General features: G+C 66.9%; 27 protein-coding genes. 17 read left to right on the top strand and 10 right to left on the bottom strand.

From position 1 onward, the window contains the following. Positions 1-18: 18 nt before the first annotated feature. The 11 genes from nuoI to CAP40_RS11530 all read left to right on the top strand — a co-directional run bounded on the left by nuoI (position 19) and on the right by CAP40_RS11530 (position 10,597). Positions 19-504 (top strand): NADH-quinone oxidoreductase subunit NuoI, encoded by a 486-nt coding sequence (nuoI, locus tag CAP40_RS11480; protein WP_086129650.1) that lies wholly within the window; start codon positions 19-21, stop codon positions 502-504. Between the two features lie 33 nt (positions 505-537). After that, entirely contained in the window at positions 538-1,149 is a 612-nt protein-coding gene (locus CAP40_RS11485) for an NADH-quinone oxidoreductase subunit J (RefSeq protein WP_086129651.1), read from the top strand. After that, the gene (gene nuoK / locus CAP40_RS11490; protein WP_086129652.1) at positions 1,146-1,451 is read left to right on the top strand and encodes an NADH-quinone oxidoreductase subunit NuoK; all 306 of its coding nucleotides are present in this window, start codon (positions 1,146-1,148) and stop codon (positions 1,449-1,451) included. Before CAP40_RS11485 ends, nuoK begins: the two co-directional genes overlap by 4 nt. Beyond that, entirely contained in the window at positions 1,451-3,535 is a 2,085-nt protein-coding gene (gene nuoL, locus CAP40_RS11495) for an NADH-quinone oxidoreductase subunit L (RefSeq protein WP_086129653.1), read from the top strand. Before nuoK ends, nuoL begins: the two co-directional genes overlap by 1 nt. After that, positions 3,532-5,145 carry an NADH-quinone oxidoreductase subunit M gene (locus CAP40_RS11500; protein ID WP_086129654.1) on the top strand — a complete coding sequence of 538 codons (1,614 nt, stop codon included), beginning with the start codon at positions 3,532-3,534 and terminating at the stop codon, positions 5,143-5,145. Before nuoL ends, CAP40_RS11500 begins: the two co-directional genes overlap by 4 nt. Continuing rightward, positions 5,145-6,593, top strand: a complete 1,449-nt coding sequence (nuoN, locus tag CAP40_RS11505; protein WP_086129655.1) for an NADH-quinone oxidoreductase subunit NuoN — start codon at positions 5,145-5,147, stop codon at positions 6,591-6,593. The genes CAP40_RS11500 and nuoN overlap by 1 nt, the downstream gene beginning before the upstream one ends. Beyond that, positions 6,590-7,291, top strand: coding sequence for a biotin--[acetyl-CoA-carboxylase] ligase (locus CAP40_RS11510; protein WP_256924201.1), 702 nt, complete (start codon positions 6,590-6,592; stop codon positions 7,289-7,291). Before nuoN ends, CAP40_RS11510 begins: the two co-directional genes overlap by 4 nt. A gap of 11 nt (positions 7,292-7,302) precedes the next feature. After that, the gene (locus CAP40_RS11515) at positions 7,303-8,079 is read left to right on the top strand and encodes a type III pantothenate kinase (protein ID WP_086129657.1); all 777 of its coding nucleotides are present in this window, start codon (positions 7,303-7,305) and stop codon (positions 8,077-8,079) included. Positions 8,080-8,181: 102 nt separating this feature from the next. Beyond that, positions 8,182-9,819, top strand: coding sequence for a ribonuclease J (locus tag CAP40_RS11520; protein ID WP_086129658.1), 1,638 nt, complete (start codon positions 8,182-8,184; stop codon positions 9,817-9,819). Positions 9,820-9,890: 71 nt separating this feature from the next. Then, complete coding sequence (locus CAP40_RS11525; RefSeq protein ID WP_086129659.1) at positions 9,891-10,175, top strand: DUF1467 family protein; 285 nt, start codon at positions 9,891-9,893, stop codon at positions 10,173-10,175. Further along, a complete protein-coding gene (locus CAP40_RS11530; protein ID WP_086129660.1) occupies positions 10,142-10,597 on the top strand; it encodes a hypothetical protein in 456 nt (151 codons plus the stop codon). The genes CAP40_RS11525 and CAP40_RS11530 overlap by 34 nt, the downstream gene beginning before the upstream one ends. An 84-nt stretch (positions 10,598-10,681) precedes the next feature. On the opposite strand, the gene CAP40_RS11535 is transcribed toward CAP40_RS11530, so the two are convergent. Then, positions 10,682-12,994 carry a hypothetical protein gene (locus tag CAP40_RS11535; RefSeq protein ID WP_086129661.1) on the bottom strand — a complete coding sequence of 771 codons (2,313 nt, stop codon included), beginning with the start codon at positions 12,992-12,994 and terminating at the stop codon, positions 10,682-10,684. Positions 12,995-13,067: 73 nt separating this feature from the next. Here CAP40_RS11535 and CAP40_RS11540 point away from each other — a divergent pair, with 73 nt between their 5' ends. The 4 genes from CAP40_RS11540 (at position 13,068) to CAP40_RS11555 (ending at position 16,235) form a co-directional block, all read left to right on the top strand. Continuing rightward, positions 13,068-13,361 (top strand): Hpt domain-containing protein, encoded by a 294-nt coding sequence (locus tag CAP40_RS11540; RefSeq protein WP_086129662.1) that lies wholly within the window; start codon positions 13,068-13,070, stop codon positions 13,359-13,361. 74 nt (positions 13,362-13,435) lie between these two features. After that, the gene (locus CAP40_RS11545) at positions 13,436-14,323 is read left to right on the top strand and encodes a hypothetical protein (protein ID WP_144034331.1); all 888 of its coding nucleotides are present in this window, start codon (positions 13,436-13,438) and stop codon (positions 14,321-14,323) included. A 135-nt stretch (positions 14,324-14,458) separates the two neighbouring features. Continuing rightward, positions 14,459-15,289, top strand: a complete 831-nt coding sequence (locus CAP40_RS11550; protein WP_144034332.1) for a hypothetical protein — start codon at positions 14,459-14,461, stop codon at positions 15,287-15,289. Between the two features lie 85 nt (positions 15,290-15,374). Then, a complete protein-coding gene (locus tag CAP40_RS11555) occupies positions 15,375-16,235 on the top strand; it encodes a hypothetical protein (RefSeq protein WP_179188118.1) in 861 nt (286 codons plus the stop codon). Positions 16,236-16,244: 9 nt separating this feature from the next. On the opposite strand, the gene CAP40_RS11560 is transcribed toward CAP40_RS11555, so the two are convergent. From CAP40_RS11560 to CAP40_RS11580, 5 genes are all read right to left on the bottom strand, one after another. Next, a complete protein-coding gene (locus CAP40_RS11560; protein WP_086129666.1) occupies positions 16,245-17,423 on the bottom strand; it encodes a VWA domain-containing protein in 1,179 nt (392 codons plus the stop codon). Between the two features lie 9 nt (positions 17,424-17,432). After that, on the bottom strand, positions 17,433-18,845 hold the full coding sequence (locus tag CAP40_RS11565; RefSeq protein WP_086129667.1) for a hypothetical protein: 1,413 nt from the start codon (positions 18,843-18,845) through the stop codon (positions 17,433-17,435). Positions 18,846-18,883: 38 nt separating this feature from the next. Then, positions 18,884-19,462: a CHAP domain-containing protein gene (locus CAP40_RS11570; RefSeq protein ID WP_086129668.1), complete on the bottom strand. Its 579-nt coding sequence runs from the start codon at positions 19,460-19,462 to the stop codon at positions 18,884-18,886. A 92-nt stretch (positions 19,463-19,554) separates the two neighbouring features. Next, positions 19,555-20,283, bottom strand: coding sequence for an ABC transporter permease (locus tag CAP40_RS11575; RefSeq protein WP_218822144.1), 729 nt, complete (start codon positions 20,281-20,283; stop codon positions 19,555-19,557). Between the two features lie 10 nt (positions 20,284-20,293). After that, the gene (locus CAP40_RS11580; RefSeq protein WP_086129669.1) at positions 20,294-21,187 is read right to left on the bottom strand and encodes an ATP-binding cassette domain-containing protein; all 894 of its coding nucleotides are present in this window, start codon (positions 21,185-21,187) and stop codon (positions 20,294-20,296) included. Between the two features lie 80 nt (positions 21,188-21,267). On the opposite strand from CAP40_RS11580, the gene CAP40_RS11585 reads away from it, so the two are divergent. Together CAP40_RS11585 and CAP40_RS11590 are read left to right on the top strand one after the other, a co-directional pair. Next, on the top strand, positions 21,268-21,720 hold the full coding sequence (locus CAP40_RS11585) for a DUF2975 domain-containing protein (protein WP_179188120.1): 453 nt from the start codon (positions 21,268-21,270) through the stop codon (positions 21,718-21,720). Then, positions 21,720-21,965, top strand: a complete 246-nt coding sequence (locus tag CAP40_RS11590; protein ID WP_086129671.1) for a helix-turn-helix transcriptional regulator — start codon at positions 21,720-21,722, stop codon at positions 21,963-21,965. The genes CAP40_RS11585 and CAP40_RS11590 overlap by 1 nt, the downstream gene beginning before the upstream one ends. On the opposite strand, the gene CAP40_RS11595 is transcribed toward CAP40_RS11590, so the two are convergent. The 4 genes from CAP40_RS11595 to rpoD all read right to left on the bottom strand — a co-directional run bounded on the left by CAP40_RS11595 (position 21,962) and on the right by rpoD (position 26,183). Further along, complete coding sequence (locus tag CAP40_RS11595) at positions 21,962-22,384, bottom strand: GFA family protein (RefSeq protein ID WP_086129672.1); 423 nt, start codon at positions 22,382-22,384, stop codon at positions 21,962-21,964. The genes CAP40_RS11590 and CAP40_RS11595 overlap by 4 nt on opposite strands. Then, a complete protein-coding gene (locus CAP40_RS11600; RefSeq protein ID WP_086130079.1) occupies positions 22,384-23,235 on the bottom strand; it encodes a MoxR family ATPase in 852 nt (283 codons plus the stop codon). Before CAP40_RS11600 ends, CAP40_RS11595 begins: the two co-directional genes overlap by 1 nt. A 52-nt stretch (positions 23,236-23,287) precedes the next feature. Then, positions 23,288-23,902, bottom strand: a complete 615-nt coding sequence (locus CAP40_RS11605; RefSeq protein ID WP_256924152.1) for a hypothetical protein — start codon at positions 23,900-23,902, stop codon at positions 23,288-23,290. 253 nt (positions 23,903-24,155) lie between these two features. Further along, entirely contained in the window at positions 24,156-26,183 is a 2,028-nt protein-coding gene (rpoD, locus tag CAP40_RS11610) for an RNA polymerase sigma factor RpoD (protein WP_086129674.1), read from the bottom strand. Positions 26,184-26,195: the final 12 nt, after the last annotated feature.

Raw genomic sequence — 26,195 nt, forward strand, 5'->3', positions numbered from 1 at the left:
TTTGATGGTGATAATACCATGAACGTCGCCCATTTCATCCGCACCTGGACCCTCTGGGAGTTCGTCAAGGCGCACGCGCTGACCTTGAAGTATTTCTTCAAGCCCAAGGCGACGATCAACTATCCGTACGAGAAGAACCCGATCTCGCCCCGCTTCCGCGGCGAGCATGCGCTGCGCCGTTATCCGAACGGCGAAGAGCGCTGCATCGCGTGCAAGCTGTGCGAGGCGGTGTGCCCGGCGCTGGCGATCACGATCGAGGCCGAGCCGCGCGAGGACGGCAGCCGTCGCACCACGCGCTACGATATCGACATGACCAAGTGCATCTATTGCGGCCTGTGCCAGGAGGCCTGCCCGGTCGATGCCATCGTCGAGGGCCCGAACTTCGAGTTCGCCACCGAAAGCCGCGAGGAGCTGATCTACCAGAAGGAGAAGCTGCTCGAGAACGGCGACCGCTGGGAGCGCGCCATCGCCGCGAACCTTGCCGCCGATGCACCGTACCGTTAAGCGCACGCCAATCTACAGGGGCCATCCGATTCCGTGATCCAGCTTCTCGCCTTTTACCTGTTCGCGGCAGTCGTCATCGCCTCCGGCGCCATGACGATCCTGTCGCGCAACCCGGTTCATTCCGTCCTTTGGCTCATCCTGGCGTTCTTCAACGCCGCCGGCCTGATGGTGCTCGCCCATGCCGAGTTCATCGCGATGCTGCTCGTCATCGTCTATGTCGGCGCGGTCGCGGTGCTGTTCCTCTTCGTGGTCATGATGCTCAACATCGATTTCGCGGAGCTGCGCGCCGGGGTGATGCGCTATGCCGCGGTGGGCGTGGCGCTCGCCGTCGCCCTGGTCGCCGAGATCCTGATCGCGGTGGGCGCCTATAGCGCCGGCGCGCTTCAGCTCGGGCGCCGGGTCGCTCCGGTCGACGCCAAGCTGCCCAACATCGAGGCGATCGGCCAGCTTCTCTATTCCCGCTACCTGTTCGTGTTCGAAGGCGCCGGCCTGGTGCTGCTCGTCGCGATGATCGGCGCGATCGTGCTGACGCTGCGTCCGCGCACCGACGTCAAGCCGCAGAAGATCAGCCGTCAGGTCCAACGCCGCGCCAAGGACGCGACCCGCAACGTGAACCATCCCGTGGGGCAGGGGGTCGAGCTGTGATCACCCTTACGCACTATCTCGTCGTCAGCGCGATCCTGTTCACGCTGGGCGTGCTCGGCATCTTCATGAACCGCAAGAACCTCATCGTCATCCTGATGGCGATCGAGCTGATCCTGCTGTCCGTGAACCTGAACCTCGTGGCGTTCTCGAATGCGCTCGGCGACCTGGTCGGCCAGGTCTTCGCGATGTTCGTGCTCACCGTCGCTGCCGGCGAGGCCGCGATCGGCCTCGCCATTCTCGTTATCTACTTCCGCGGCCGCGGCACGATCTCGGTCGAAGACGTCAATCGGATGAAGGGCTGATGTCGGCGATCCATTTCATCGTATTCCTGCCGCTGCTCGCGGCAGCCGTGGCCGGGCTTTCCAACAAGTCCTTCGGCAGCACGTTCCCCAAGGTGATCACCACGGGTTCGCTCTTCGTGGCGTGCGCCCTGTCGTGGCCGATCTTCCTCCAGTATCTCGGCGGCAATGCCGAGCCGACGATTTCGCCGGTGTTCACCTGGATGCTGAGCGGCTCGATGCAGGTCGACTGGGCGCTGCGCGTCGACAGCCTGACGGCGGTGATGCTCGTGGTGGTGACCAGCGTCTCGGCGCTCGTCCACCTCTATAGCTGGGGCTATATGAGCGAGGAGCCGGACCAGCCGCGCTTCTTCGCCTATCTCTCGCTCTTCACCTTCGCGATGCTGATGCTCGTGACGGCCAACAACCTGGTCCAGATGTTCTTCGGCTGGGAAGGCGTGGGCCTCGCGTCCTACCTGCTGATCGGCTTCTGGTTCCGCAAGCCGTCGGCCAACGCCGCCGCGATCAAGGCCTTTGTGGTCAACCGCGTGGGCGACCTGGGCTTCATGCTCGGCATCTTCGGCACCTTCCTGGTGTTCGGCACGATCGACATCCCGACGATCCTCGCCGCCGCGCCGAACATGCACGGCTCGACCATCGGCTTCCTCGGTCACCGCTTCGACACGATGACGGTGCTCTGCCTGCTGCTGTTCGTCGGCGCGATGGGCAAGTCGGCGCAGCTCGGCCTGCACACCTGGCTTCCGGACGCGATGGAAGGCCCGACCCCGGTGTCGGCGCTGATCCACGCCGCGACCATGGTGACCGCCGGCGTGTTCATGGTGTGCCGCATGTCGCCGATGTTCGAGCAGAGCGCCGTCGCGCTCGGCGTGGTGACCTTCGTCGGCGCCGCGACCTGCTTCTTCGCCGCCACCGTCGGCACGACGCAGACCGACATCAAGCGCGTCATCGCCTATTCGACCTGCTCGCAGCTCGGCTACATGTTCTTCGCCGCCGGCGTCGGCGCCTATGGCGCGGCGATGTTCCACCTGTTCACGCACGCCTTCTTCAAGGCGCTGCTGTTCCTGGGTGCCGGCTCGGTGATCCATGCGATGCACCATGAGCAGGACATGCGCTTCTATGGCGGCCTCAGGAAGCACATCCCGGTCACCTTCTGGACGATGCTGTTCGGCACGCTGGCGATCACCGGCGTGGGCATCCCGGCGCTGTTCGGCAATCCGGTCGCCTTCGGCTTCGCCGGCTTCCATTCGAAGGATGCGATCATCGAGGCGAGCTATGCCGCCGGGCAGACCAGCGCCTTCTGGGTCGGCGTGCTCGTGGCACTGCTCACCAGCTTCTACAGCTGGCGCCTGGTGTTCCTGACCTTCTACGGCAAGCCGCGCTGGGCAGGCTCGGAGCATATCCAGCATGCCGTCCATGACCATCACGGCCATGGCCATGATGATCATCACGACAGCGAGGCGGAGATCAGCGATCACGCGCCGAGCGCGGACGAGATCCTGCACGGCCATCATGCCGAGGGCACGGCGGGCTATCACCCGCACGAGAGCCCGATCGTGATGCTGATCCCGCTGGTGCTGCTCACGCTGGGTGCGATCTTCGCCGGCTTCGTCTTCCACGGCGCGTTCATCGAGCCGAGCGCGGGCGAGAGCTATTGGCGCGGCGCCATCGCCTTCAACGAGCATCTGATGCACGCGATGCACGAGGTGCCGGTGTGGGTGAAGCTCAGCGCGACGATCGCGATGCTGAGCGGCCTGGCCATCGCCTATGGCGCGTATATCGTGTCGCCGGGCTTCCCCGCGAAGTTCGCCGAGGCGTTCCGCCCGCTATACCTCTTCTCGCTCAACAAATGGTATTTCGACGAGCTCTACAACTTCCTGTTCGTGCGCCCCGCCTTCGCGATCGGCCGCCTGTTCTGGAAGAAGGGTGACGAAGCCACGATCGACCGGTTCGGCCCCAACGGTGCCGCCAGGGTCGTCCAGCTCGGCAGCTTCGGCGCTGCCCGGCTGCAATCCGGATATGTCTACGCCTATGCCTTCATCATGCTGATCGGCCTCACTGCCGCGCTGACCTGGGTGATCGCGCGATGAGCGGCTTCCCGATCCTCACCGTCATGCTGGCGGTGCCCGCGTTCGCCGCAGTCGCCTGCCTGTTCCTCAACGCGCAATCGGCCCGCTGGCTGGCGCTTGCCGCCACCTTTGTCGACCTGGCTCTCGGCATCCTGCTCTGGTCCGGGTTCCAGACCGGCGACGGTGCTGCCCAATGGCAGTTCGTCGAGCATGTCCGCCTGTTCGGCATCGGCGGTGCCGAGTTCGCCTGGGCGCTGGGCATCGACGGCTTCGCGTTGCTGCTGATCGTGCTGTCGGTCTTCCTGATGCCGATCTGCATCGGGGCGAGCTGGCTCTCGATCGAGAAGCGCGTGCCCGAATATATGGCGGCCTTCCTCGCCACCGAAGTGCTGATGATCGGCACCTTTGCGGCGCAGGACCTGATGCTGTTCTACGTCTTCTTCGAAGGCGGCCTGATCCCGATGTTCCTGATCATCGGCATCTGGGGCGGCGCCAACCGCATCTACGCGTCGTACAAGTTCTTCCTGTACACGCTGCTCGGCTCGCTGCTGATGCTGATCGCGATCCTCTACATGATCCTGACCACCGGCACGACTTCGATCCCGGCGCTGATGGCGCATGATTTCCCGCCGCATGTGCAGACATGGCTATGGCTGGCCTTCTTCGCCTCGTTCGCGGTGAAGATGCCGATGTGGCCGGTGCACACCTGGCTTCCCGACGCGCACGTGCAGGCGCCGACCGCCGGTTCGGTGATCCTGGCGGGCGTGCTGCTGAAGCTCGGCGGATACGGCTTCCTGCGCTTCTCGCTGCCGATGTTCCCCGAGGCTTCGGCCCAGTTCATCTGGCTGGTCTTCGCCCTGTCGGCCGTCGCCGTGATCTACACCTCGCTCGTCGCCCTGGTGCAGAGCGACATGAAGAAGCTCATCGCCTATTCGTCGGTCGCGCACATGGCGATCGTCACCTTCGGCTTGTTCGCGTTCAATGCGCAGGGCATCGAGGGCGCGATGATGGTGATGCTCGGCCACGGCGTGGTCTCGGGCGCGCTCTTCCTCTGCGTCGGCGTGATCTATGACCGGCTGCATACCCGCGAGATCGATCGCTATGGCGGCCTCGCGATCAACATGCCGCGCTACGCCGTGCTGTTCCTGCTGTTCACCATGGCCTCGGTCGGCCTGCCGGGCACCAGCAACTTCATCGGCGAGTTCCTGAGCCTTGCCGGCCTGTACCAGGTCTCGACGCTCTATGCGCTGCTCGGCACCACCGGCATCATCCTGGGCGCGGCCTATATGCTGTACCTCTATCGCCGCGTGGCGTTCGGCGACCTGACCAAGGACGATGTGAAGGCGATGCCGGACCTCGACCTGCGCGAGTTCGCGATGCTCGGCGCGCTGGCGGCGGTGACGCTCTGGATGGGCGTCTATCCGGAGAGCTTCATGAAGCCGATGCGCGGCGACGTGCAGAAGCTGGTCGCCCGTCTCGAGCGCGCCGCGCCCGCCGGTGACTCGGCTCCGACCGTCGGCAGGCCTGCGCCCGCCGCTGCTGAACATGGCGGATCCCACGCCGCTGCCCCTGCCGCGCACGCGCCCGAAGGCGCTCCGGCAGAAGCCTCCGCGCACAAGGGGGCGCACTAATGAACTATTCGCTGCAACTGATGATGGCGCTGCCCGAGCTGGTGCTCGCCTTGGGCGCCATCCTCCTCCTGCTCGTTGCCGCATGGGGCGGTGCCCAGTCGACCAGGCTGGTCAGCTGGACCGCGATCACGGTGCTGGCCGGCGCGGGCATCGCGCTGGCAGGCCCGGCTTCGGCGGGCGGAGAGGCCTTTGGCGGGCTTTACCGTCCGGACATGTTCGCCGCCTTCGCCAAGGCGCTGATCTTCCTGGCCGCCGGCGTCTCGATCCTGATCGCGCCGCGCTTCTTCCAGCAGACCTCGGGTGACGATCTGCGCCCGGAATATCCGGTGCTGATCCTGCTCGCGGTGACGGGCATGGGCATGATGGTCTCGGCGGGCGACCTGATGAGCCTCTATGTCGGCCTCGAGCTGCAGAGCCTCTCGGCCTATATCCTCGCCAGCTTCATGCGCCGCGACACGCGTTCGGCGGAAGCGGGGCTGAAATATTTCGTCCTCGGCGCGCTGGCCTCGGGCATCCTGCTCTACGGCATCTCGCTGGTCTATGGCTTCTCGGGCACGACGCTCTTCTCGGGCATCGCCGACGCCTATGCCTCGGGCGACCAGAAGATCGGGTTGCTGTTCGGCCTGGTGTTCGTCTTCTCCGGTCTCGCCTTCAAGATGTCGGCCGTGCCGTTCCACATGTGGACGCCCGACGTCTATGAAGGCGCGCCCACGCCGGTGACTGCCTTCTTCGCCTCGGCGCCGAAGGTCGCCGCGATCGCGCTTGCCGTGCGCGTGGCGATCGATGCGATGGGCCCGGCGATCGCCGACTGGCGCCAGATCGTGATCTTCGCGTCGCTGGCCTCCATCATCTTCGGTTCGGTCGCGGCGATCCGCCAGGAGAACATCAAGCGGCTGCTCGCCTATTCGTCGATCGCCAATGTCGGCTTCGCGCTGGTCGGCCTTGCCGCCGGCGGCGAGGCGGGCGTGTCGAGCGTGCTCTACTACGTCGCGATCTATGTGGTGATGACGCTGGGCAGCTTCCTGGTGGTGCTGCAGATGCGCGATCACGAGGGCCGCCCGGTGGAAACGATCTCGAGCCTGGCGGGCATGTCGCGCACGCGGCCCGGCCTCGCCGTGGCGCTGGCGATCTTCATGTTCAGCCTGGCCGGTATCCCGCCGCTGCTCGGCTTCTTCTCGAAGCTGCAGGTGTTCCTGGCGGCAGTACATGCGGGCCTGTACGTCTTCGCTGCGGTGGCCGCGGCAGCCTCGACGATCGGTGCCTATTATTATCTGCGCATCGTCAAGGTGATGTATTTCGACGAGCCGGCGCCGGCCTTTGGCGGCCGCACCGACCCGGTCGAGGGCGCGTTGCTGGCGCTTGCCGCCGTGGTGATCTCGCCGCTGGGCTGGCCGCTGCTCGGCTATCTCGAGATCTGGACCGGCGCCGCCGCGAAGGCGCTGTTCTGACCGCGACCGTTCGGACCGTCGCCGAGACGGGGTCGACCAATGCGGACATGGCCGAGCTCGCCCGGAACGGGGCGAGCGAGGGCCTGTGGCTGCGGGCCGAGCGGCAGAGCGCGGGCAAGGGCCGCCAGGGCCGTGCCTGGCAGTCGCCGCCCGGCAACCTCTATGTGTCCACGCTGGTGCGCACGCGGGCGGGCGAGCCTTCGCCCGCCACGCTGGCGCTGGTCGCGGCCGTTGCCCTGGACGAGACGGCACGGGTATTCGGGCTCGCGCCGATGCTCAAATGGCCCAACGACCTGCTGGTCGACGGCGCGAAGCTCTCCGGCATCCTGCTCGAGCGGGTGGGGGACGCCGTGATCCTCGGCTTCGGGGTGAACCTGGCGCATCATCCGGGGGATCTCGACCGCGCGACCACCAGTTTCGCCGCGCACGGCCCGGCGCCCGATCCGCAACTCTTTGCGGAGACGCTGGCGGAGAGCTTCGCCCGCTGGGTGTCGCGCTGGCGGGAGGGGATCGCGCCGGTGCGTGAGCGCTGGCTCGCCCGCGCCCATCCGCCCGGCACCGCGCTGACCGCCCGCCTTGCCGACGGCACCAGCCTTGACGGGCTGTTCGGCGGGCTCGACGGCGAGGGCGCGCTCATCCTGCGCTTGGCCGACGGGACCAGCCATGTCATTCACGCCGCAGACGTGTTCCTGCTCTGAGAGGCCCCGCCATGCTGCTCGCGATCGATGCCGGCAACACCAATGTCGTCTTCGCCCTGCTCGAAGGCGGCGAGGTCCGCGCCCGCTGGCGGATCGCCACCGATCCGCGGCGCACGGCGGACGAATATGCGGTGTGGCTCAGCCAGCTGCTCAGCCTCGAAGGCTATGACCGCGCGGACGTCACCGGCGTGATCATCGGCACGGTGGTGCCCCGCGCGCTGCACAATCTGCAGGTGCTCAGCAGCAAATATTTCAAGACCGAGGCGGTGATCGCCGGGCAGGGCAAGGCCGAATGGGGCTTCCCGCTCGACGTGGAGGAGCCGCAGGGCCTGGGCGCGGACCGCGCGCTGAACATGATCGCTGGCCATGCCCGCCATCCCGGCGACCTGATCATCATCGATTTCGGCACCGCGACCACGTTCGAGCTGGTCGATTATCGCGGGGCCTATAAGGGCGGGATCATCGCGCCGGGCATCAACCTGTCGCTGGATGCGCTGGTCACCGCCGCGGCCAAGCTGCCGCGCATCGCGATCACCGCGCCGCAGAGCGCCAGCGTGATCGGCCGCAACACGGTGGACCAGATGCATATCGGCATCTATTGGGGCTATGTCGCGATGATCGAAGGGCTGGTCGCGCGGATGAAGGCCGAGATCGGCCGTCCCGTGAAGGTGATCGCCACCGGCGGCCTCGCGGTGCTGTTCGAGAAGCATACGGATGTATTCGATGCGCTCGAGGCGGATCTCACCATCCAGGGGCTGGCGATGCTGTGGGAACGCGCCAGCAAGTAGCCGTCGCTCCGGCACGGGCCCGGAGTATCGCACCGTCGGCAGCGCCTGCGCCGCCCGAGATACCGGCTTCCGCCGGGGCGACGAACAGAGCATAGGACTAGCGTGACTCCAGAAAACGAACTCCTCTTCCTCGCGCTGGGCGGTTCCGGCGAGATCGGCATGAACGTCAATCTCTATGGTTGCCAGGGCAAATGGCTGATGGTCGATTGCGGCATCACCTTCGGCAGCCCCGATTATCCGGGCATCGACGTGATCCTGCCGGACCTGCAGTTCATCGAGGAGCGGATAGACGATCTGCTCGGCATCGTCCTCACCCATGGGCATGAAGATCATATCGGCGCGCTGCCGTATCTCGCAGCCGATCTGGGCGTGCCGCTCTATGCCACGCCGTTCACTGCCGGCCTGATCCGCGGCAAGCTCGAGGAAGAGGGCATCGAGGAGAAGGTCGAGCTCAACGTCGTCGACGAGGAGGGGCCGTTCAACCTCGGGCCGTTCCGCATCACCTACACGCCGCTCGCCCATTCGATCCCCGAGGGCAATGCCGTCCTCATCGAGACGCCGCATGGCCGCGTCTTCCATACCGGCGACTGGAAGCTGGACGAGGCCCCTGCGCTGGGCGGCGCCTCGACCGCGGCGGAGCTGACCGCGATCGGCGACAAGGGCGTGCTCGCGCTGGTCTGCGACAGCACCAACGTGTTCAATCCCGAGGCCTCGGGTTCGGAAGCGGACGTCCGCACCGGGCTGGACGAAGTGATCGGCGCCGCGAAGGGCCGCGTGCTGGTCACCACCTTCGCCTCCAACGCCGCACGCCTGCAGACGCTGGGCGAAGTGGCGCAGGACACCGGCCGCGCGCTCTGCGTCGCCGGGCGGTCGCTCGATCGCATCCTGCGCGTCGCCAGGCAGACCGGTTACCTGCGGGATTTCCCCGAAACCGTCGATTTCGACACGGCGATGACGATGCCGCGCGACAAGGTGCTGATCGTCGCCACGGGCGGGCAGGGCGAGCCGCGCGCCGCGCTCAACCGCATCGCCGAGGGCACGCATCCGCTCAAGCTCACCGAGGGCGACCTGGTCGTCTTCTCCTCGCGCCAGATTCCCGGCAACGAGATCGCGATCGGCCGCATCATGAACACGCTGGCCGCTGCCGGCGTCGACATCATCACCGATCGCCAGGCGTTCATCCACGTCTCCGGCCATCCCGGGCGCCCCGAACTGGCCGAGATGTACAAGTGGATCCGCCCCGAGATCATCCTGCCCGTGCATGGCGAGGTGCGTCACATGCACGAGCAGTCGCGCTTCGCGCTGTCGCTCGGTGTGCCCAGGGCGATCAACCAGGTGAACGGCGAGATCTGGCGCCTCGCCCCGGACGGCCCCGAGCGGGTCGGCCAGGCGCCCGCGGGCCGGCTCGTGCTCGACGGCGACATCATCCTGCCGGCGGACGGCACCACGATCAACGAGCGCCGCCGCATTTCCTTCCACGGCCAGATCAGCGCCGCGGTGGCGATCCGCCAGGGCCGGCTGCTCGGCGAACCCCAGATCCGCCTCCAGGGCGTGCCGGTGGAGGAAGACCGCGAGGACTTCATCGCGGAAGCTTGCGAGGCCGCCGCGGAAGCGGTGAAGAAGGACGGGCGGGGCGACATCGAGAAGCTGCGCGAGGCAGTGCGCCTTGCCGTGCGCCGCGCTGCCTTCCGCTACACGGGCAAGAAGCCGATCGTGGACGTGCTGATCGTCGAGGCGTGATCGTCGCCCGGCAAAGGCCGGGCTGACGATGATGGCTTTCGTTTGCCCCCGTGGAGCCCTATTACCGCCCTATGCCCTGGAAATCCGCGCTCGCCATCTATTTCCTGTTCTGGGCCTTCTCGGTGTTCCTCGTCCTGCCGTTCGGCGTGAAGACGAGCGAGGAGGCGGGCGTGGCCCTGGTCCCCGGCCAGGCGCCGAGCGCGCCGCATGAGTTCAACGCCAGGCGGATCGCGCTTCGCACGACGATCGTGGCGACGATCCTCTTCGCGATCTTCTACCTCAACTACATCAATGGCTGGGTCACCACCGACATGCTCGACTGGTGGGCGCATATGCAGCCGGGGAATGCGGGCTGAACCGGCTGGCCGCCTTCGGCTTGGCGCTGGCGACCCTCGGGCTGGCAATGCCCTGCAGTGCGTCCGCCGGCCCGCAGCGCCGGCTGCCGCCGGGCGCAAAATGGGGGCGATGCCTGCTGGTGGTGGACGGCCAGACCCGCATCTCGGGAAAATGCAGCTATACCATCTACAAGAGCGGCGAATTTCACATTGATGGCCCGCGCCAGGTGTTCGACGGGATCGACTATCCCAAGGCAGGCAACATGGCCGCGATGATTTCCAAGGACTATTGGGCCGATGTCTTCCTCGAGGACGGCCATTGGGCGGGTTATGGCAACGACCTTGTCGCCAGCGTCCATGGCGAAGGCGATTGGGGCGTGCTGCAGCGCAAGGGCGCATGCTTCGTCGGAAGGAGCGTCCGCATCTGCCTGTGGCGCGCATAGCGCCGATCGGGATCTGACCGCGGCTCGCTCGCTGCGCCGCCTCCTGGCCAGCCAGTCACCACGCCGCCGGTGTCGTCCCGCGAATCAGGTCCGCAGCCGCTCGATCGCCTGGGCCAGCGCGACATAGAGCTTGCCCATGTCCGACGAGAGCAGGGTCACGCCCATTGGCGATCCGTCGCGCAGCGCCAGGATCTGGCGGAGCATCGCCTCGAAATCATGGATGTAGCGATTGACGTTGTCGCGGAAATCCTCGTCTTCCTCGTAGAGCCGGTGGATGTCGCGCGTTTCGGAAGGGTCGAGCAGGCGCACGGCGCGGCGGGTGAAGACGCCGCGATCGCCTTTCAGATAGGCCGACCAGGCGCTGTCGGTCACATCGGCCGAGAAGGCCTTGGTGATGTCGATCGAGGCCGAGTTGAGTGCTTCGATCAGCAGCGAGACGCGGCGCGCGAAATTGTCGCTGTCCGAATCCTCGCGCTCCTTGCGGCCCTCGGCGATCCGTGCCTCGACCTGGGCAGTGGTATCGGCCAGCGCCACCATCTGGTGCGTGAGCCGCTCGGAGGCGCGGGTGGCCGCGAGCACGGCCGCCTCGGTGGTCTCGGCGAGATCGGCGAGCTGGCGGCGGATCGAGGCGTCGATCGCGCGGCGCAACGCATCGCCCGCGGCTTCCTCGATCGCGCGCTCGGCATGGGGCACGATGCCCGACAGCGTCTCGCGGGCATGGCTGGCGGCGGCGCTGGAGGTCTCGCGGACGCTCACCAGCGCCTCGACCAGCTGCGGCGCGGCGCTCTCGGCGAAGCGGCGCGTAGTGGCGATGGTCTCGTCGACCATGGCGCCCAACTGTTCGGCCTGCTCGCCCCCGGTGGCCAGCGTCTCGAGCAGGGATGCCTGGGTCTTGGCGAGCGTGTCGCGCTGCTGGCCGACGACGTCGGCAATGGCTTCGATCGCATCGTGCGTGCTCTCGGCGGCGGTGACCAGGGCGAGCAGCTCGGGCTTGGAGGCGGCGACCACCTGGCGGCTCGCATTGATCCGGGCGTCGAGCCGGGCGAGCGCCTCGGGCAGGGTCTCGTCGATCTCCCGGGCCGAGGCGTCGAGCGCGGTGAGCAGGTCCTCGGACGTGCCGATCACGCGGCGCGCGGTCTGGTCGCCGGTGTCGAGCGCCACCGTCATCGCCGAAACCGAGCCGTGCAGCGCGCTCATCGATGCGGCCAGGTTCCCGGTGCGCTCGGTGCCCGCGGCATGCAGGTCCTCCATTGCGCGGTCGAGCCGATCGACGCCGGAGGCCAGCCCCTCGAACAGCATGTCACCGCGCCCCTGCTCCTCGGCGAGGCGGTTGCCGATGCGGCCGATCGCTTCCTCGATCGCGGCCATGCGCGCGCCCATCGCCTCGGCGCTGTCACGGCCCGCGCGGTCGAGCGCCGCCTGGTTGGCGGAGAGCATGGCGAGGATCGCCTCGCCCTGGGTGGCAATGCCCTTGCGTGCCTCGTCCACGGCATTGGCGGCGCGGTCGAGCACGGCATCGACCTGGGTCGACATCTCGCCGGTGACCCTTTCGAGCCGCGCGCTGGCGGTCTGGCTGGTCGCTTCCATCCGGGCGATGTGGGCGGCGAGCCGGTCGGCCGCGCCGCCGGCGATCTGGTCGGCTTCCCGCCCGCGCTCGGCAAGCGCGGAGAGCTGGGTGTCGAGGGCGGCCGCCCGCTCGCCGGCGAGCAGGCCGGCGGCGTCGACTCGGTCGGACAGGCCGCGCATCTCCTCATGCGCCTTGGGCAGCGACGCGAGCACGACTGCAACGCGATGCTCGGCATCGGCGGCCGATTCGCCGAGATGGCGGGTGCTGGCGTCGATCGAGCGGGCGTGCTGCGCGGCGCTGCCGGCGGCGCTCTCGAGCTTCTCGGAGGCGCGTTCGCCCATGGCGATCAGGATGTTGGTCTGCTCGGCAAGCGCCGCGCGATTCTCCTCGATCTTGCGCGAGAGCGTGGCGACGACGCGTTCGAGGCTGGCGGCCTCCGCGCGCATGGCGCGGGCGCTGGCGCCGAAGCGCTGGGCCTCGGCGCGGCTCGTGCGCAGGGCAAGGAGATAGAGGATGCCGATCAGGGCGGGCGGAACGCACAGCGCGCCGATCAGCTGGACGAGCCCGGCAGGCGCCATCGGCGCGGCGAGGGTGCCGCGCAGCAGCCAGCCCATCGTGCCGAACCAGCCCGACACCGCGACAATCGCGAGAGCAGGCAGGATCCAGCCGGCGCGGCGCGGTGCCTCCTCGTCCTCTTCCTCGATCGCGTCTTCGGCAGCCAGCGCCGGCGCGATCCGCGTGGACGCCACGGTTTCGGACAGCACCAGCTCTTCCGCGTCTTCGTTCGCGGGCAGCGGCTCGGCAGGTTTTCCCCCAATCATGACGCGCATTTACCACATTTCGGCGTCGTACCAACAGCGGCATGGAAACGCGCTATTAACGGTATCCGGCTAGGGACGGATCATGGCGTACGATCCGGGTGCAATCGATGCGACGCTGGCGGCGGCGGTGGGCGACGAGCCCGCGCTGATCGCCGAGCTGCGCGAGGCCTTTCACGACGGGGTGCAAAGGTGCCTCGAGACCATGAAGACCGCCGAGAGTCCCGATGGCTGGGCGGCGGCGGCGCTGCGCCTCAAGGGCCTTTCGGCCAGCTTCGGCGCGATCCGGCTGATGGCGCTCGCCACCGAAGCGGCCAATGGACAGGCGCATGACGGCGCGATACTCCGGCGTCTCCATCGGGCGGTCGACCGACTCTGAATTCCAAGGCGCGGTGCGCCGTGAATTTGCGTCATGCGGCCCCGTAAAACTTTGGTCTGATGCTGGGGAAACGCATGCGCAAGCTGGCCATCGGTCTCGCCTTTGTTCTCGCCACGATTTCCGGCGGCGTCGCGCAGGGACAGCAGGCGCCGGGCGCCGGCCAGGATAGCGGCATCCTTGTCGAGGGCCGCAAGCAGGGGCCCCGGAAAGAGGCGCGGCGCTTCGTCGAGCGGATCGTCACGACCACCAAGGATCAGATTTCGCGCTTCAACGATCCGGTGTGCCCGGTGGTGCTGGGGCTGACGCCGCCCTATGCCAAGGCGATCGTCAAGCGGTTCCGCGAGGTCTCGGTGGAGGTCGGCGCCGAGGTCGATCGGGACGAGAAATGCTATCCGAACGTCTTCGTGATCGTCGCAGCGGATGCCGGCGCGATCATCAATCAGCTGCGCGAGAAATATCACGGCTTCTTCCGCGACCTTGCCTATGACGACAAGCGCACCGCTCTTGACGAGGGGCCGGTGCGTGCCTGGCGGGTGTCCGAGGAACTCGACCAGACCGGCAGGCCTGGGGCGCAAGATGCGGATGGCGTGCGCAGTTTCCGCGGTATCGATCCCGGCTCGCGTATCTCGCTCTCGACGCAGCAGGCAACCTATGCCGCGGTGTTGGTAATCGACGTCAAGGCGATCGACGAGAAGTCGGTGGGGCAGATCGCCGACTATGTCGCCATGCGCGTGCTCGCCGGGGCGCGTCCGCCCAAGGAAGGCGGACGGCTCGATACGATCCTGACCCTGTTCGACGAGGATGCCGTCGCCCCGGAGGGGCTGACCCAGGTCGACCGCAGCTTCCTCACGGGCATCTATCAGATGCAGGCCAATGCCCGGCTCGGCAGCCAGGCCGGCACGATCGCCGATCGGATCGTGCGGGACACCCGGGAAGCCGGAACGGCGAAGAAGCCCCGTTAGCATCGGGGTCCGGCGCTGCCGGATGGACAGGCCCGGCTGCGCGCGATACTCCCATCGGGCGAGAGATCGGTTCAGCCGGCGCATTCGACGCGGAGAGGCCTGGGAAGGATCGACTCTATGCGCATGCCGTTTTGCGTGACCTCGCTTTTGCTGCTCTGCGTGGCCGGCGTGCCCCCAGTCCATGCCCAGGATGCCAAGCCGGCGCAGGACGGCGGCATCGTCGTAACCGGCAAGGGCCCCGAGCCGATCGGAAAGGCCCGGCGCTATCTCCGTCAGGTCCTGGAGAGCGACAGCGGCCAGCTTGCGCGTTTCATCGATCCGGTCTGTCCGCTCGTCCTCGGCCTGCCCGAGCGCTTCCGGGCACCGATCGACGAGCGTTTCCGCATCGTCGCCGCGGCGAGTTCAGTTCGCTTCGCCAAGGGGAAATGCCGGCCGAACCTGATGATCGTGTTCGCCGACAATGCCGACGCGTTGATCGAGACGATGCGCAAGCGCCGCAATGCCGCCTTCGCCAATCTGGACGAGGGCGCGCTGCGCGACGCGTTCAAGGCAGGGCCGATCCATGCCTGGCGCCTGGTCGTGACGCGGGACGACATGGGCAATATGTCCGCCGGGGACGAGGATCCCGATTCCCCGGTCGTCTTCGAGAGCGAGACCCAGACGGTCGCGATCAACTCGGTGATCGTGATGGACAAGCGGGCCGCCCAGGGCAAATCGGTACGCCAGATCGCCGACTACGCCGTGATGCGTACGCTGGCGGGCGCGCGGCCGCCCGACAAGGGATCGATCGCCGCCGCTTCGATCCTGTCGCTCTTCGACCCCGCGGTGGTGCCGCCGCCGGTGGAGATCACCGATATGGACCTGGGCCTGCTCACCGGGCTCTATCGGTTGCGGGATCCCTATGCGCAGGGCGGGGACCAAGCCTATCGGATCTCGCGCGCGATGGGGACGGGCAGGCCGCGCTAGCGGGCTTCACCGGCAGAGCAGGGGGATGCTATATCGATGGCAGGCCCGATTTCACGGGAATGCGATGGGAGTGAATGGCGTGCGCATGGTCCTGATCGGTTTCGCTCTGGCGATCGTCGCCACCGGCACGGCGCAGGCGCAGGACAAGCCCGCCGACGATCCCAGCATCGTGGTTCGCGGGCAGAAGGGCGTTCCGCCGCGCGAAGCCCGCAAGTTCGTCCGCCAGGTGGTGACCAGCACCGAGGGGCAGCTCGCGCGCTTCGTCGACCCGGTCTGCCCGTTCGTGCTCGGCCTGCCGCGGCAATATGCGATGGTGGTCGAGGATCGCATTCGCGACGATGCCCGGCAGGCCGGGATCAGGACCGGAGCGGAGGGCAAGTGCCAACCCAATCTGGTGATAATGGTCGCCGACAATGCCGATGCGGTGGTCAGGAAGCTCCGCCAGAAGTTCAGCGGCCTGTTCCTGGGCGTGAGCGCCAAGGAAATGAGCCGGGCGATGCGCGAGGGGCCGGTGCATGTGTGGAGCGCGGTGCAGGTGCGCAACGAGAACGGCCAGGCGCCCCGCCAGACCGAGTCGGACGGCCCGCCGACGCTGCGGGTCTATGGCGCGTCGCTCGTCGATCTCCAGACCCAGCAGGCCGTGCTCCAGTCGATCATGGTCCTCGACGCGGATGCCCTGCTCGGCAAGACGCTGACCCAGATTTCGGACTATGTCGCGATGCGCACCCTGGCCGGGGCTCGCCCGCCGCGCGAAGGGGTGGAGGCGAACACGATCCTCACGCTGTTCGATCCCCAGGGCGCGCCGCCGCCCGCGATGACGGGAATCGACCGCGGTTTCCTCACCGGGCTCTACAAGGTGCGCCCGAACGGCACCTCGGTCACGCAGATGAGCACCATTTCGCGCCAGATCGTGAAAGATTCGAAGCCGCGCACGGAAAGGGAATGAACCCGGTGCTCAGCGCTTGCGGCTGAGCTCGCGCATCGCCTCGTCAAGGCCGGCCAGGGTGAGGGGGTACATGCGGTCGCCCAGCAACTCGCGCAGGATCTTCACCGACTGGGTATAGCCCCATTGCTCGCGCGGGATCGGGTTGAGCCATATCGCGGCGGGATAGGTGTTCAGCGCGCGCTGCATCCAGACGGCGCCGGCCTCCTCGTTGAAATGCTCGACCGAGCCGCCCGGATGCGTGATCTCGTATGCGCTCATCGAGGCATCGCCGACAAAGACCAGCTTATAGTCGTGCCCATATTTGTGGAGGATGTCCCAGGTGGGCGTGCGCTCCTGGAAGCGGCGGCGATTGTCCTTCCACACGCCTTCGTACAGGCAGTTGTGGAAATAGAAGAACTCCAGGTTCTTGAACTCGCTGGTCGCCGCCGAGAACAGCTCCTCGCACAGCTTGATGAACGGATCCATCGATCCGCCGACGTCGAGGAAGAGCAGCAGCTTCACGGCATTGTGCCGCTCGGGCCGCATGTGCACGTCGAGCCAGCCCTGTTTCGCGGTGCCCTCGATCGTCGCGTCGATGTCGAGCTCGTCGGCCGCGCCCTCGCGCGCGAAGCGGCGCAGGCGGCGCAGCGCCACCTTGATGTTGCGAGTGCCGAGTTCGCGGGTGCTGTCGAGGTTGCGGAACTCGCGGCCCTCCCACACCTTGAGCGCGCGCTTGTGCTTGCTCTCGCCGCCGATGCGCACGCCTTCGGGATTGTAGCCGCCATTGCCGTAGGGGGAGGTGCCCCCCGTGCCGATCCACTTGTTGCCGCCCTCGTGCCGGCCCTGCTGCTCCTCGAGCCGCTGCTTCAGCGTCTCCATGATCTCTTCCCAGGAGCCGAGCGACTGGATCTTCGCCATTTCTTCCGGCGACAGGAACTTCTCGGCGATCGCGCGCAGCCATTCCTCGGGGATCGCGGCGGGGGCAACGCCATAGCTGGTGGCGATGCCCCTGAAGACCTTGGCGAAGACCTGGTCGAACCGGTCGAGCAGCCCCTCGTCCTTCACGAAGGTGGCGCGGGCGAGATAGTAGAAGGCCTCGGGCGTGCGCTCGATCACATCGCGGTCGAGCGCCTCCAGGAGCACCAGATGCTCCTTCAGGCTGGCCGGTATGCCCGCGGCGCGCAGCTCGTCGAGGAAGGAGAAGAACATCCGCTTTCCCTAGGGTTGGCGCCGCCGTTCGTACAGGTTCCAGTTGGTGCCCGAAAGGCTGCGCATGCGATGCTGGGCGATCAGCGCGAAATGGCCGCCGCAGCGGTCGGCATCCGCCGGGAACGCCTCGCCCAGGAAACGGTCGACCAGCAGGAAGCGTGCCTGCGGATCGCAGCGGCCCAAGATCACCTTGAGCTTGTACTTCCGGCGCGCGGCGGCGACATCGGTGGCCGCCTGGCCGGTGTCGCGGTCGAGCAGCATCGTCGTGCCTTCGGGCGCGCGGGCCATCATCTCGCGCACGGGACCGCCCGGATCGCCGCGCTGGTCCACCGCCAGCACATAGTCGCACCACAGGCTGCCGCCCAGCATCCCGGCCAGGCCGATCCCCGCCGCGATCCGCCGCCAGTCGCCCTTCTCCAGCCCGAAGCCGATCATCTCGCCCAGCATCAGCAGCAGCGGCAGCAGGGCGGGCATATAGTAGCGGGCATGGCCGACATTGCCGGCGTGCAGCACCGCGAGCAGGAAGGGGAAGGCGAAGATCGCCAGCCGGTACAGCGCCATGCGCGACGCCCCCCAGCGCGGCGCCAGGACGAGCAGCACCAGCACCAGCACGATCGGCCAGATGTCCTTCCAGGGCAGGCCGATCGTATAGCCGATCGCGGTGGTGGTGCCGTTGAGGTACATCATGAAGTCGAACGGATCGTAGCGCCCGAAACGGAAGCCGGTGCCGGCGAAATGGCCGGCGGCGAGCACGAAGCCGAGCACGCCCGCCAGCACCAGCACCGGCAGCCAGAAGGTCCGGAAGATCTCGATCGCCGCCGCCCGGAAGCCGTTGCGCTTCCACAGTACGAAGGACGGCCAGCCGACCAGGGCGACGGCCGCGAAGATCATGGTGAGCTGCGAGAAGGCGCCGAGGAAGAAGCAGAGCGCGAAGGTGGTCGGGCGGCGATAGCCGAGGTCGCCCGCCAGCCAGCGATCGATGAACAGGATCGCGATCAGCATCGCCAGCGACATGCCGGCATAGCCGCGCGCTTCCGATCCCATCGTCACCAGCATCGGCGAGAAGGCGAAGAGCAGCGCAGTCACCACCATGGTGGCGCGGCCGCGCGGCTCGGCGATCTTGGCCGCGACCAGGATCGCCGCGCTGCTGCTCAGGATCGAGAGCAGGCGGACGAGCGGCGGCCAGGCGCCGAAGCCCACCATCTGCATCCAGAGCGAGTTGATATGGTGGTTATTGTCGTGATTGATGCCGATGAACACGCCGATCGGCGTAAGCGCATCGCGCGCCTGCGACGCCGACCAGGCCTCGTCGAACCACAGGTCGCCCAGCGAGCAGACGAAGCGCAGCGCCAGGCCCGCAAGCGCGATCGCGTAGATCGCCCACCACCAGCGCCGATTCGCGCGCAGATCCCCCCCGGTCATGCCCCGCTAGATGCCTTGCCGCTCAGCTCGCGGCAAGCTCAACGCGACGCATAGGCGTCGATCAGCGAGCCGACATAGTCCGGCTGCCTGGCGGTCAGCTCGGCCGAGGGGCGGGCCTTGCGCACCGTGGCGGGCGCGTTGCGGTCGGGCGTGCCGTAGATGAAGCCGTGCGCCGGATAGATCGAGCTGCCCAGCCCGTCGCGATCCCGATACCAGACCTTGACCAGGCTCCAGTCGCCGCGCTCCGATACGTCGAACAGCGTCACGTCCTGCTCGGCATGGCCGCGCTCGCCCTCGAAGCGGGACCAGTTCGCATGGGTGATCATCAGCACGCGCTTCTCGACGATCCTGCTCACCACCGCGACATGGCCGAGCGGCAGGCGCGCGCTCTTCGAAAAGGCAAGGACGGCGCCGACCCTGGGCACGCGGCCGCGCTGGTAGCGGCCCTCGGCCTGGTCCCACCAGGTCCAGGCGTCGCCATAGATCTGGATACCGGAAGCGGCACGCGCGAACGGCACGCATTCGCCGACATAGTCGAGAAGGGATTGCGCGCCGGCCGGCGCCGCGGCGGACAGCGCGGCGGCGAGCAACACGGGAAACGCGATACGCGGACACATACTCGGGACCCATACAAGGTCCCCCCCAAGCGGTCCGTAACCCAGGCTGGTTTAGAAGCGGTTAACCGCGTCTTTCCGGTTAGTGCGAAGAGTCACGTACCGGATACCATGTCGCGTCGCGCCAAATGGAGCATCATGGCGACGAGCATGGCGAGACCGCCGACGCCGCCGAGCAGCAGCGCCGCCGCCTGCCGCGCGGGATAGGGTGTGAGCACGTTTACCGCCATCAGCCAGGGAAACACCACGCCCTGGCGGGCGCTGGTCGCGACGATCGCCGCAAAGGTGCCGGCGATGCCGAAGACCAAGGGCGGCACGAAGCTGCGGAAGCGCAGTGCTACCCAGAGCTGGAGCATCGCCACGAGCAGCGAAGCGACGGCCATCTGGGCAAGGATCCACGCGACATAGCCCGAATCCAGCGTGCCGGGCAGCTTGCCCGGCGCGACCGCAGCCACGGCATAACCGGCGAGATGCAGGAACAGGAAGAGAAGCACGCTCATGCCGACGAGCAGCCCGGCCATCACGAATGCCTTGGCGAAATAGATGCGGCCGCGCGCGCCGGGCAGGGCGAGGACATGATCCCAGGCGCGCGCGCCATGTTCCATCTGGGCGAGGAGCACGCTGAGCGCGGTGAGCGCAAGCGGCAGCATCGCGAACGCCCACAAGGCGCAATTGGCGAGCATGAAGGTGCGCCAGTCGCTCCCGCGATCGAGAACGATCAGCCCCCCCAGGATGGCGATGCAGGCGGGCGCGGCGACGCAAAGGAGCAATGCCAGCGAACGGCGCAGCTTGAGGATCTCGACCTGGATGTAACGGAGCAGCATGGAGATTCCTCTAGGCAGCTTGCTCGAGCAGGTCCTGATAGACCTGCTCGAGTGGACGACGATGGCGGACAAGATGCGAGAGGCGCTCGCCGCGTTCGTGGAGCAAATGGGCGATCGTGGCGGGATCCGAGCCCGAGACGATCAGCCGGTCTTCCGATCCGGGAAGCGCACGGACCGCGAGTCCCGCCTCGCTGAGCAGGATCGCCGCGCGGGCGCGGTCCGCGGTGGCTATTTCGACGCCGTGGTCGCCACCGGTAAAGGTGGCGAGGGGCCCTTCGGCGAGCAGGCGTCCGCCATGGAGCAGTCCGACATGGCTGGCGATCGCCTCGATTTCGTTGAGCAGATGGCTCGATATCACCAATGTAACGTCGCCCGCCTCGGGAAGCCGGCGCAGCAGTACCCGCATATCGTGGATGCCATTGGGATCGAGGCCGTTGGTTGGCTCGTCGAGGATGAGCAGGCGCGGACTGCCGAGCAGGGCGCGGGCGATACCAAGCCGCTGGCGCATACCGAGCGAGAACGTGCCGGCACGTCGGTTGGCGGCATGTTCGAGGTCGACCAGCGCGAGCACCCGGCCGATCTCGCGCCCGGGCAGGCCGAGGATGCGGCGGGTCAAGTCCAGATTCTCTGCCCCCGTCAGGTGATCGTAGAGCGCTGGCGATTCGACCAGCGCGCCGATTTCTCGCGCATGGCCGCGGCGAAGCGGCGCGCCGAACAGGGCGATCGCTCCCGCGTCGGCGCGCAGCACGCCCAGGATCATCCGGATCGTCGTCGTCTTTCCCGCGCCGTTGGCTCCGAGAAAGCCATAAATGGCGCGACGCGGCACGGACATGGTCAGCCCGTTGATCACATGCCGCCCGCCGAGCTTCTTGACCAGCCCGTTCGTCTCCAGTGCCGTTTCCATGGGCTCCTCGACTCGATTTAACTTGCACTTAAATTCGACGCGCGATAATTTAAGTCAAGGTTAAATTATGGAGTGTGATGATGCAGGGTCGCCTCCGCAGCCGCGCCCGGCTGCTTCGCAATTTGGTGACATTGGTGTTCGCCGCACTGGTGTTCGTCCTCGTGATCGAGGTCATCGCGGGGGCATCGGGCCGTTACTCGCTCCACATGCTGATCGCGCGACTGCCGATGCTGTTCTACCTCGCGGCGATCTGGATGGTGCGTCAGGCCCTTGCCGCGCTGGCGCGCGGCGTGCTGTTCGATCGGGTGATGCCTCGGCTGATCTTGTTGGTCGGGATCGCGCTCGCGGCGGGGGCGTTGGTCAATGTATTCGTCGTGCCGTGGATCTGGTTCGCCGTGCTCGGGCGTGGATCCTATGCCTATTACGATGTGGCGGCGATCACGCTGGGCGTGGTCGGTTTCGCGCTGGTGCTCGTCGCGCGACTGCTCGCCCAGGCAGCGGAGATGCGCGAAGAGCTGGACGCGATGTTCTGATGCCGGTTCGCGTTACGCTCGATGCGGTGCTCGCCAGGCGCGGCATCACCGGCAAGGAGCTGGCCCGCCGGGTGGGCGTGAGCGAGACCCAGCTTTCCTTGTTCCGCTCGGGCAAGGTGCGTGGAATTCGCTTCGCTACACTGGCGAGAATCTGCGCGGCGCTGAGATGCGTGCCTGGGGATTTGCTGGATTATTCCCATGATCCCGGTGACCTCGCGATGGGCGAGGAACCAGGCGAGGACTAGGCGACCGGCACGGGCGCCGGGGGCTGGCGCGGGAAGGTTTCCAGCGCCGGATCGATCCTCGCCCAGCCGGGCGCCTCGTCGGTCCAGATCGCGACGCTCGGCGCAAGCCCCTGCGCATCGTCGAGAAAGCCCAGGCGCAGGGTGCGGAACTGCGGGCGGGCCGAGGACTGGCCCATCACCGGCGTGCCGCACGCGCCGCAGAAGCTCTGGGTCAGCGTGTTGCCGCTCTCGGCGATGTAGCTGGTGCTGGAGAGCGCGCCGCGGATGTCCAGGTCGTCGGTCGCGAACATCGCATTGGTGGTGGCCGAGCCGGCGGCGAGGCGCTGGCACTGGCGGCACCAGCATTGGCGCACCGCCACCGGCTCGCCGCCGATCGTGGCGGTCACGGCGCCACAGGCGCAGCTTCCGGTATAGGGCATCAGGCCTTGCCCTGCTGGCGCCGGGCCATGAAGGCGAGCCGCTCGAACAGCATCACGTCCTGCTCGTTCTTGAGCAGCGCGCCGTGGAGGGGCGGGATCGCCTTGGTCGGGTCCTTGTTCTGCAGCACGTCGAGCGGCATTTCCTCGTGGAGGAGCAGCTTGAGCCAGTCGAGCAGCTCGCTGGTGCTCGGTTTCTTCTTCAGGCCCGGGACCTCGCGGATCTCGTAGAAGATATCCATCGCCTTCGAGACCAGGATCTTCTGGATTCCCGGGAAATGGACGTCGACGATGGCCTGCATCGTCTCGCGGTCCGGGAACTTGATATAGTGGAAGAAGCAGCGGCGCAGGAACGCGTCGGGCAGGTCCTTCTCGTTGTTCGAAGTGATCACCACGATCGGGCGCTCCGCGGCGCGGACGGTTTCCTGCGTCTCGTAGACGTGGAACTCCATCCGGTCGAGCTCCTGGAGCAGGTCGTTCGGGAACTCGATATCCGCCTTGTCGATCTCGTCGATCAGCAGCACCGGCAGCCTGGGCGCGGTGAACGCCTCCCACAGCTTGCCCTTGCGGATATAGTTGGCGATCTCGTGGACACGCGGATCGCCGAGCTGGCCGTCGCGCAGGCGGGCGACCGCGTCATATTCGTACAGGCCCTGCTGCGCCTTGGTGGTCGACTTGACGTTCCACTCGATCAGCGGAGCGTTCACCGCCTTGGCGATCTCATAGGCGAGCACGGTCTTGCCGGTGCCGGGTTCGCCCTTGACGAGCAGGGGACGCCGCAGCGTGACGGCGGCATTGACCGCGACCTTCAGGTCCTCGGTCGCGACATAGCTTTGGGTACCTTCGAAGCGCATGGCCATGGCTTAGAGGGCCGAAGCCGTCTCGCGCAAGATCGGTGTCGGGAAGTTACTGCTTGTTGCGGGCCGAGGCGCGGGCCTCGAGCAGATCCCACAGGCCGCGATGCTGGGCGAAGAGCTGCTGCGCGCCGAACAGCATGGCCCGCTCGAGCATACCTTCGCGCACCAATGTGTCGACCACGGTCACCGTCTCCTCGGCAAGCGGCAGCTGCGAGGGGGGAGGGGTGAGGCCCAGGCGCTCGCCGGCGGCATCCAGCGTCTCGCGGATCACCGCCCAGTCCATCGCCAGCGCGATCGCCGCGCCGGTTGCGCAACCTGCGCGATCCGACTGGGCGAGCATGTCGATCGCATGGCGCTGTGCGGCGGTGGCGGCTTCGGTCTCGGCATGGCCCGGCGTGCTGGGCATCGGGCCCGCCGCCGCGACGATGCGGACGAGAAAGGCGCGCTCGATCACGAAGGCATCGGCGGCTGCCTCCAGCCAGTCGCGTTCGATGCCGAGGCGGGCATGGCCCAGCGCATGATCGATCACGCCGGGGTGGCGGCCATGGAGCAGGCAGATATGATGCACCGCGTCCGACAGGTCGCGCAGCGGCTCCTCGTTGCGGGCGAGGCGCTGCAGGTAAGGGTGATGGGCGCTGCCGTCGGAGGCGATAAGCGCCCCCATCGAGCCCCAGGCCCCGCCCAATCGCGCAACTTGTACGGAATCAAACGGCATAAGCCCCCGCATCTCCTGACGGCTCCATGCCGACGGGTTAGGTCTTGCAACTCCGGGGTATACCGAAGCACGTAAAGACGCGGTGAATCCGGAATTTACTGTGGATAAACCACGCGTCCCGGCGCCGTTCCGGCCAAAATGCGAATGCGCCCCGGAAGCTAGTTCCGAGGCGCATGCACAGTATCCGCAAAGATGCGGCCAGTTACTGGTCCAGGAACGAGCGCATCTTCCGCGAGCGGCTGGGGTGCTTGAGCTTGCGCAGCGCCTTGGCTTCGATCTGGCGGATTCGCTCGCGGGTGACCGAGAACTGCTGGCCGACTTCCTCGAGCGTGTGATCGGTGTTCATGCCGATGCCGAAGCGCATGCGCAGCACGCGCTCCTCGCGCGGGGTGAGCGAGGCCAGGACGCGGGTTACCGTTTCCTTGAGGTTCGCCTGGATCGCGGCATCCACCGGGATGACGGCGTTCTTGTCCTCGATGAAATCGCCCAGATGGCTGTCTTCCTCGTCGCCGATCGGCGTTTCGAGGGAGATCGGCTCCTTGGCGATCTTCATCACCTTGCGCACCTTCTCGAGCGGCATGCTCAGGCGCTCGGCCATTTCCTCGGGCGTGGGTTCGCGGCCCTGCTCGTGGAGGAACTGGCGGCTGGTGCGGACCAGCTTGTTGATCGTCTCGATCATGTGGACCGGGATGCGGATCGTGCGCGCCTGGTCCGCGATCGAGCGGGTGATCGCCTGGCGGATCCACCAGGTCGCATAGGTGCTGAACTTGTAGCCGCGGCGATACTCGAACTTGTCGACCGCCTTCATCAGGCCGATATTGCCTTCCTGGATCAGGTCGAGGAACTGCAGGCCGCGGTTCGTGTACTTCTTGGCGATCGAGATCACGAGGCGGAGATTGGCCTCGACCATCTCCTTCTTCGCGATGCGCGCCTCGCGCTCGCCCTTCTGCACCATGTTGACGATGCGGCGGAACTCGCCGAGCGCCATGCCCGTCGACTGGGCGATCTCGGCGATCTCGATGCGGATGCGGTCGACCGCGCCGCCCTCGTTCGCGGCAAAGGCCGCCCACTTCTTGTCGAGGCCCTGGACCGACTGCAGCCACTGCTCGTCCAGCTCATGGTCGACATAGCGATCGAGGAAGTCCTTGCGGCTGACCTTGTGGCGCTCGGCAAGGCGCAGCATCTGGCCGCCGAGCGCGGTGAGGCGCCGGTTGAAGCTGTAGAGCTGGTCGACGAGATACTCGATCTTCTGCTGGTGGAACTGGACCGATTCGACCTCGGCCGTCAGCTCCTCGCGCAGCTTCTGATACTTCTTCTCGTCCGAGGCGATGAGTTCGCCGCCCGCAGCCATCGCGTCGAGGCGCTGGAGCTGCATCTTCGAGAATTTCTTGTAGATCGACGTGATGTTGGCGAACTTCTCCAGCGCCTGCGGCTTGAGCGTCTCCTCCATCTGGGCGAGGCTGAGGGTGTTGTCCTCCTCTTCGTCGTCCGAAGGCCGCGGCGTGCGGCGCTCGGTCATCGAATCCTCGTCCTCCTCCTCGGCGACTTCCTCGACCTCTTCCTCTTCCTTGTAGGAGGGGCCGGCGGCGGCTTCGCTGATCTCGCCATTGTCGTCCTCGGCACCCTCGACCTGCTCGGCCGAGGGACCCTTGGAGAGCATCGCGTCGAGATCGAGGATCTCGCGCAGCTGCATCGTGCCTTCGTTGAGCGCGTTGGACCAGCCGATGATCGCGTTGAAGGTGATCGGCGACTCGCACAGCCCCAGGATCATCGTGTCGCGACCGGCCTCGATGCGCTTCGCGATCGCGATCTCGCCCTCGCGGCTGAGCAGCTCCACGGCGCCCATCTCGCGCAGGTACATGCGCACCGGATCGTCGGTGCGATCGACGGTTTCCTTCTTCTTGGTCTCGAAGGCAGGGGCCGAATCGTCGTTGCCGTCGTTCGAATCGGCGTCGTCGGCGCTGTCGTCCTCGGGCTCGGCGTCCTCGCCGGCTTCCTCGTTCTCGACCACGTTGACGCCCATGTCGTTGAGCGCCGCCATCACGTCCTCGATCTGCTCCGAGGACATCTGGTCCTGCGGCAGCATCTCGTTGAGCTGATCGACGGTGATGTAGCCGCGCTTCTTCGCCCGCGCGACTAGCTTCTTGATCGAGCCTTCGTTGAGATCGATCAGCGGCGCGTCACCCGCCTCGCCGGTGTCGGTGACGTCCGCCATGTTCGCCTTGGCCATTCAAATCCTCGA

The organism is Sphingomonas sp. IBVSS2, assembly GCF_002127225.1.
In the GTDB taxonomy this organism is placed as follows: domain Bacteria; phylum Pseudomonadota; class Alphaproteobacteria; order Sphingomonadales; family Sphingomonadaceae; genus Sphingomonas.

Coding starts and splice junctions, on each gene's coding strand:
- CAP40_RS11555 (WP_179188118.1), top strand. CDS start 15,375: ATGGTCCTGATCGGTTTCGCTCTGGCGATCGTCGCCACCGGCACGGCG.
- rpoD (WP_086129674.1), bottom strand. CDS start 26,183: ATGGCCAAGGCGAACATGGCGGACGTCACCGACACCGGCGAGGCGGGT.
- CAP40_RS11545 (WP_144034331.1), top strand. CDS start 13,436: ATGCGCAAGCTGGCCATCGGTCTCGCCTTTGTTCTCGCCACGATTTCC.
- CAP40_RS11565 (WP_086129667.1), bottom strand. CDS start 18,845: ATGACCGGGGGGGATCTGCGCGCGAATCGGCGCTGGTGGTGGGCGATC.
- nuoI (WP_086129650.1), top strand. CDS start 19: ATGAACGTCGCCCATTTCATCCGCACCTGGACCCTCTGGGAGTTCGTC.
- CAP40_RS11525 (WP_086129659.1), top strand. CDS start 9,891: ATGCCCTGGAAATCCGCGCTCGCCATCTATTTCCTGTTCTGGGCCTTC.
- CAP40_RS11570 (WP_086129668.1), bottom strand. CDS start 19,462: ATGTGTCCGCGTATCGCGTTTCCCGTGTTGCTCGCCGCCGCGCTGTCC.
- CAP40_RS11585 (WP_179188120.1), top strand. CDS start 21,268: ATGCAGGGTCGCCTCCGCAGCCGCGCCCGGCTGCTTCGCAATTTGGTG.
- CAP40_RS11590 (WP_086129671.1), top strand. CDS start 21,720: ATGCCGGTTCGCGTTACGCTCGATGCGGTGCTCGCCAGGCGCGGCATC.
- CAP40_RS11605 (WP_256924152.1), bottom strand. CDS start 23,902: ATGGGGGCGCTTATCGCCTCCGACGGCAGCGCCCATCACCCTTACCTG.
- CAP40_RS11540 (WP_086129662.1), top strand. CDS start 13,068: ATGGCGTACGATCCGGGTGCAATCGATGCGACGCTGGCGGCGGCGGTG.
- CAP40_RS11535 (WP_086129661.1), bottom strand. CDS start 12,994: ATGCGCGTCATGATTGGGGGAAAACCTGCCGAGCCGCTGCCCGCGAAC.
- CAP40_RS11500 (WP_086129654.1), top strand. CDS start 3,532: ATGAGCGGCTTCCCGATCCTCACCGTCATGCTGGCGGTGCCCGCGTTC.
- CAP40_RS11560 (WP_086129666.1), bottom strand. CDS start 17,423: ATGTTCTTCTCCTTCCTCGACGAGCTGCGCGCCGCGGGCATACCGGCC.
- CAP40_RS11515 (WP_086129657.1), top strand. CDS start 7,303: ATGCTGCTCGCGATCGATGCCGGCAACACCAATGTCGTCTTCGCCCTG.
- CAP40_RS11575 (WP_218822144.1), bottom strand. CDS start 20,283: ATGCTGCTCCGTTACATCCAGGTCGAGATCCTCAAGCTGCGCCGTTCG.
- nuoL (WP_086129653.1), top strand. CDS start 1,451: ATGTCGGCGATCCATTTCATCGTATTCCTGCCGCTGCTCGCGGCAGCC.
- nuoN (WP_086129655.1), top strand. CDS start 5,145: ATGAACTATTCGCTGCAACTGATGATGGCGCTGCCCGAGCTGGTGCTC.
- CAP40_RS11580 (WP_086129669.1), bottom strand. CDS start 21,187: ATGGAAACGGCACTGGAGACGAACGGGCTGGTCAAGAAGCTCGGCGGG.
- CAP40_RS11600 (WP_086130079.1), bottom strand. CDS start 23,235: ATGCGCTTCGAAGGTACCCAAAGCTATGTCGCGACCGAGGACCTGAAG.
- CAP40_RS11595 (WP_086129672.1), bottom strand. CDS start 22,384: ATGCCCTATACCGGAAGCTGCGCCTGTGGCGCCGTGACCGCCACGATC.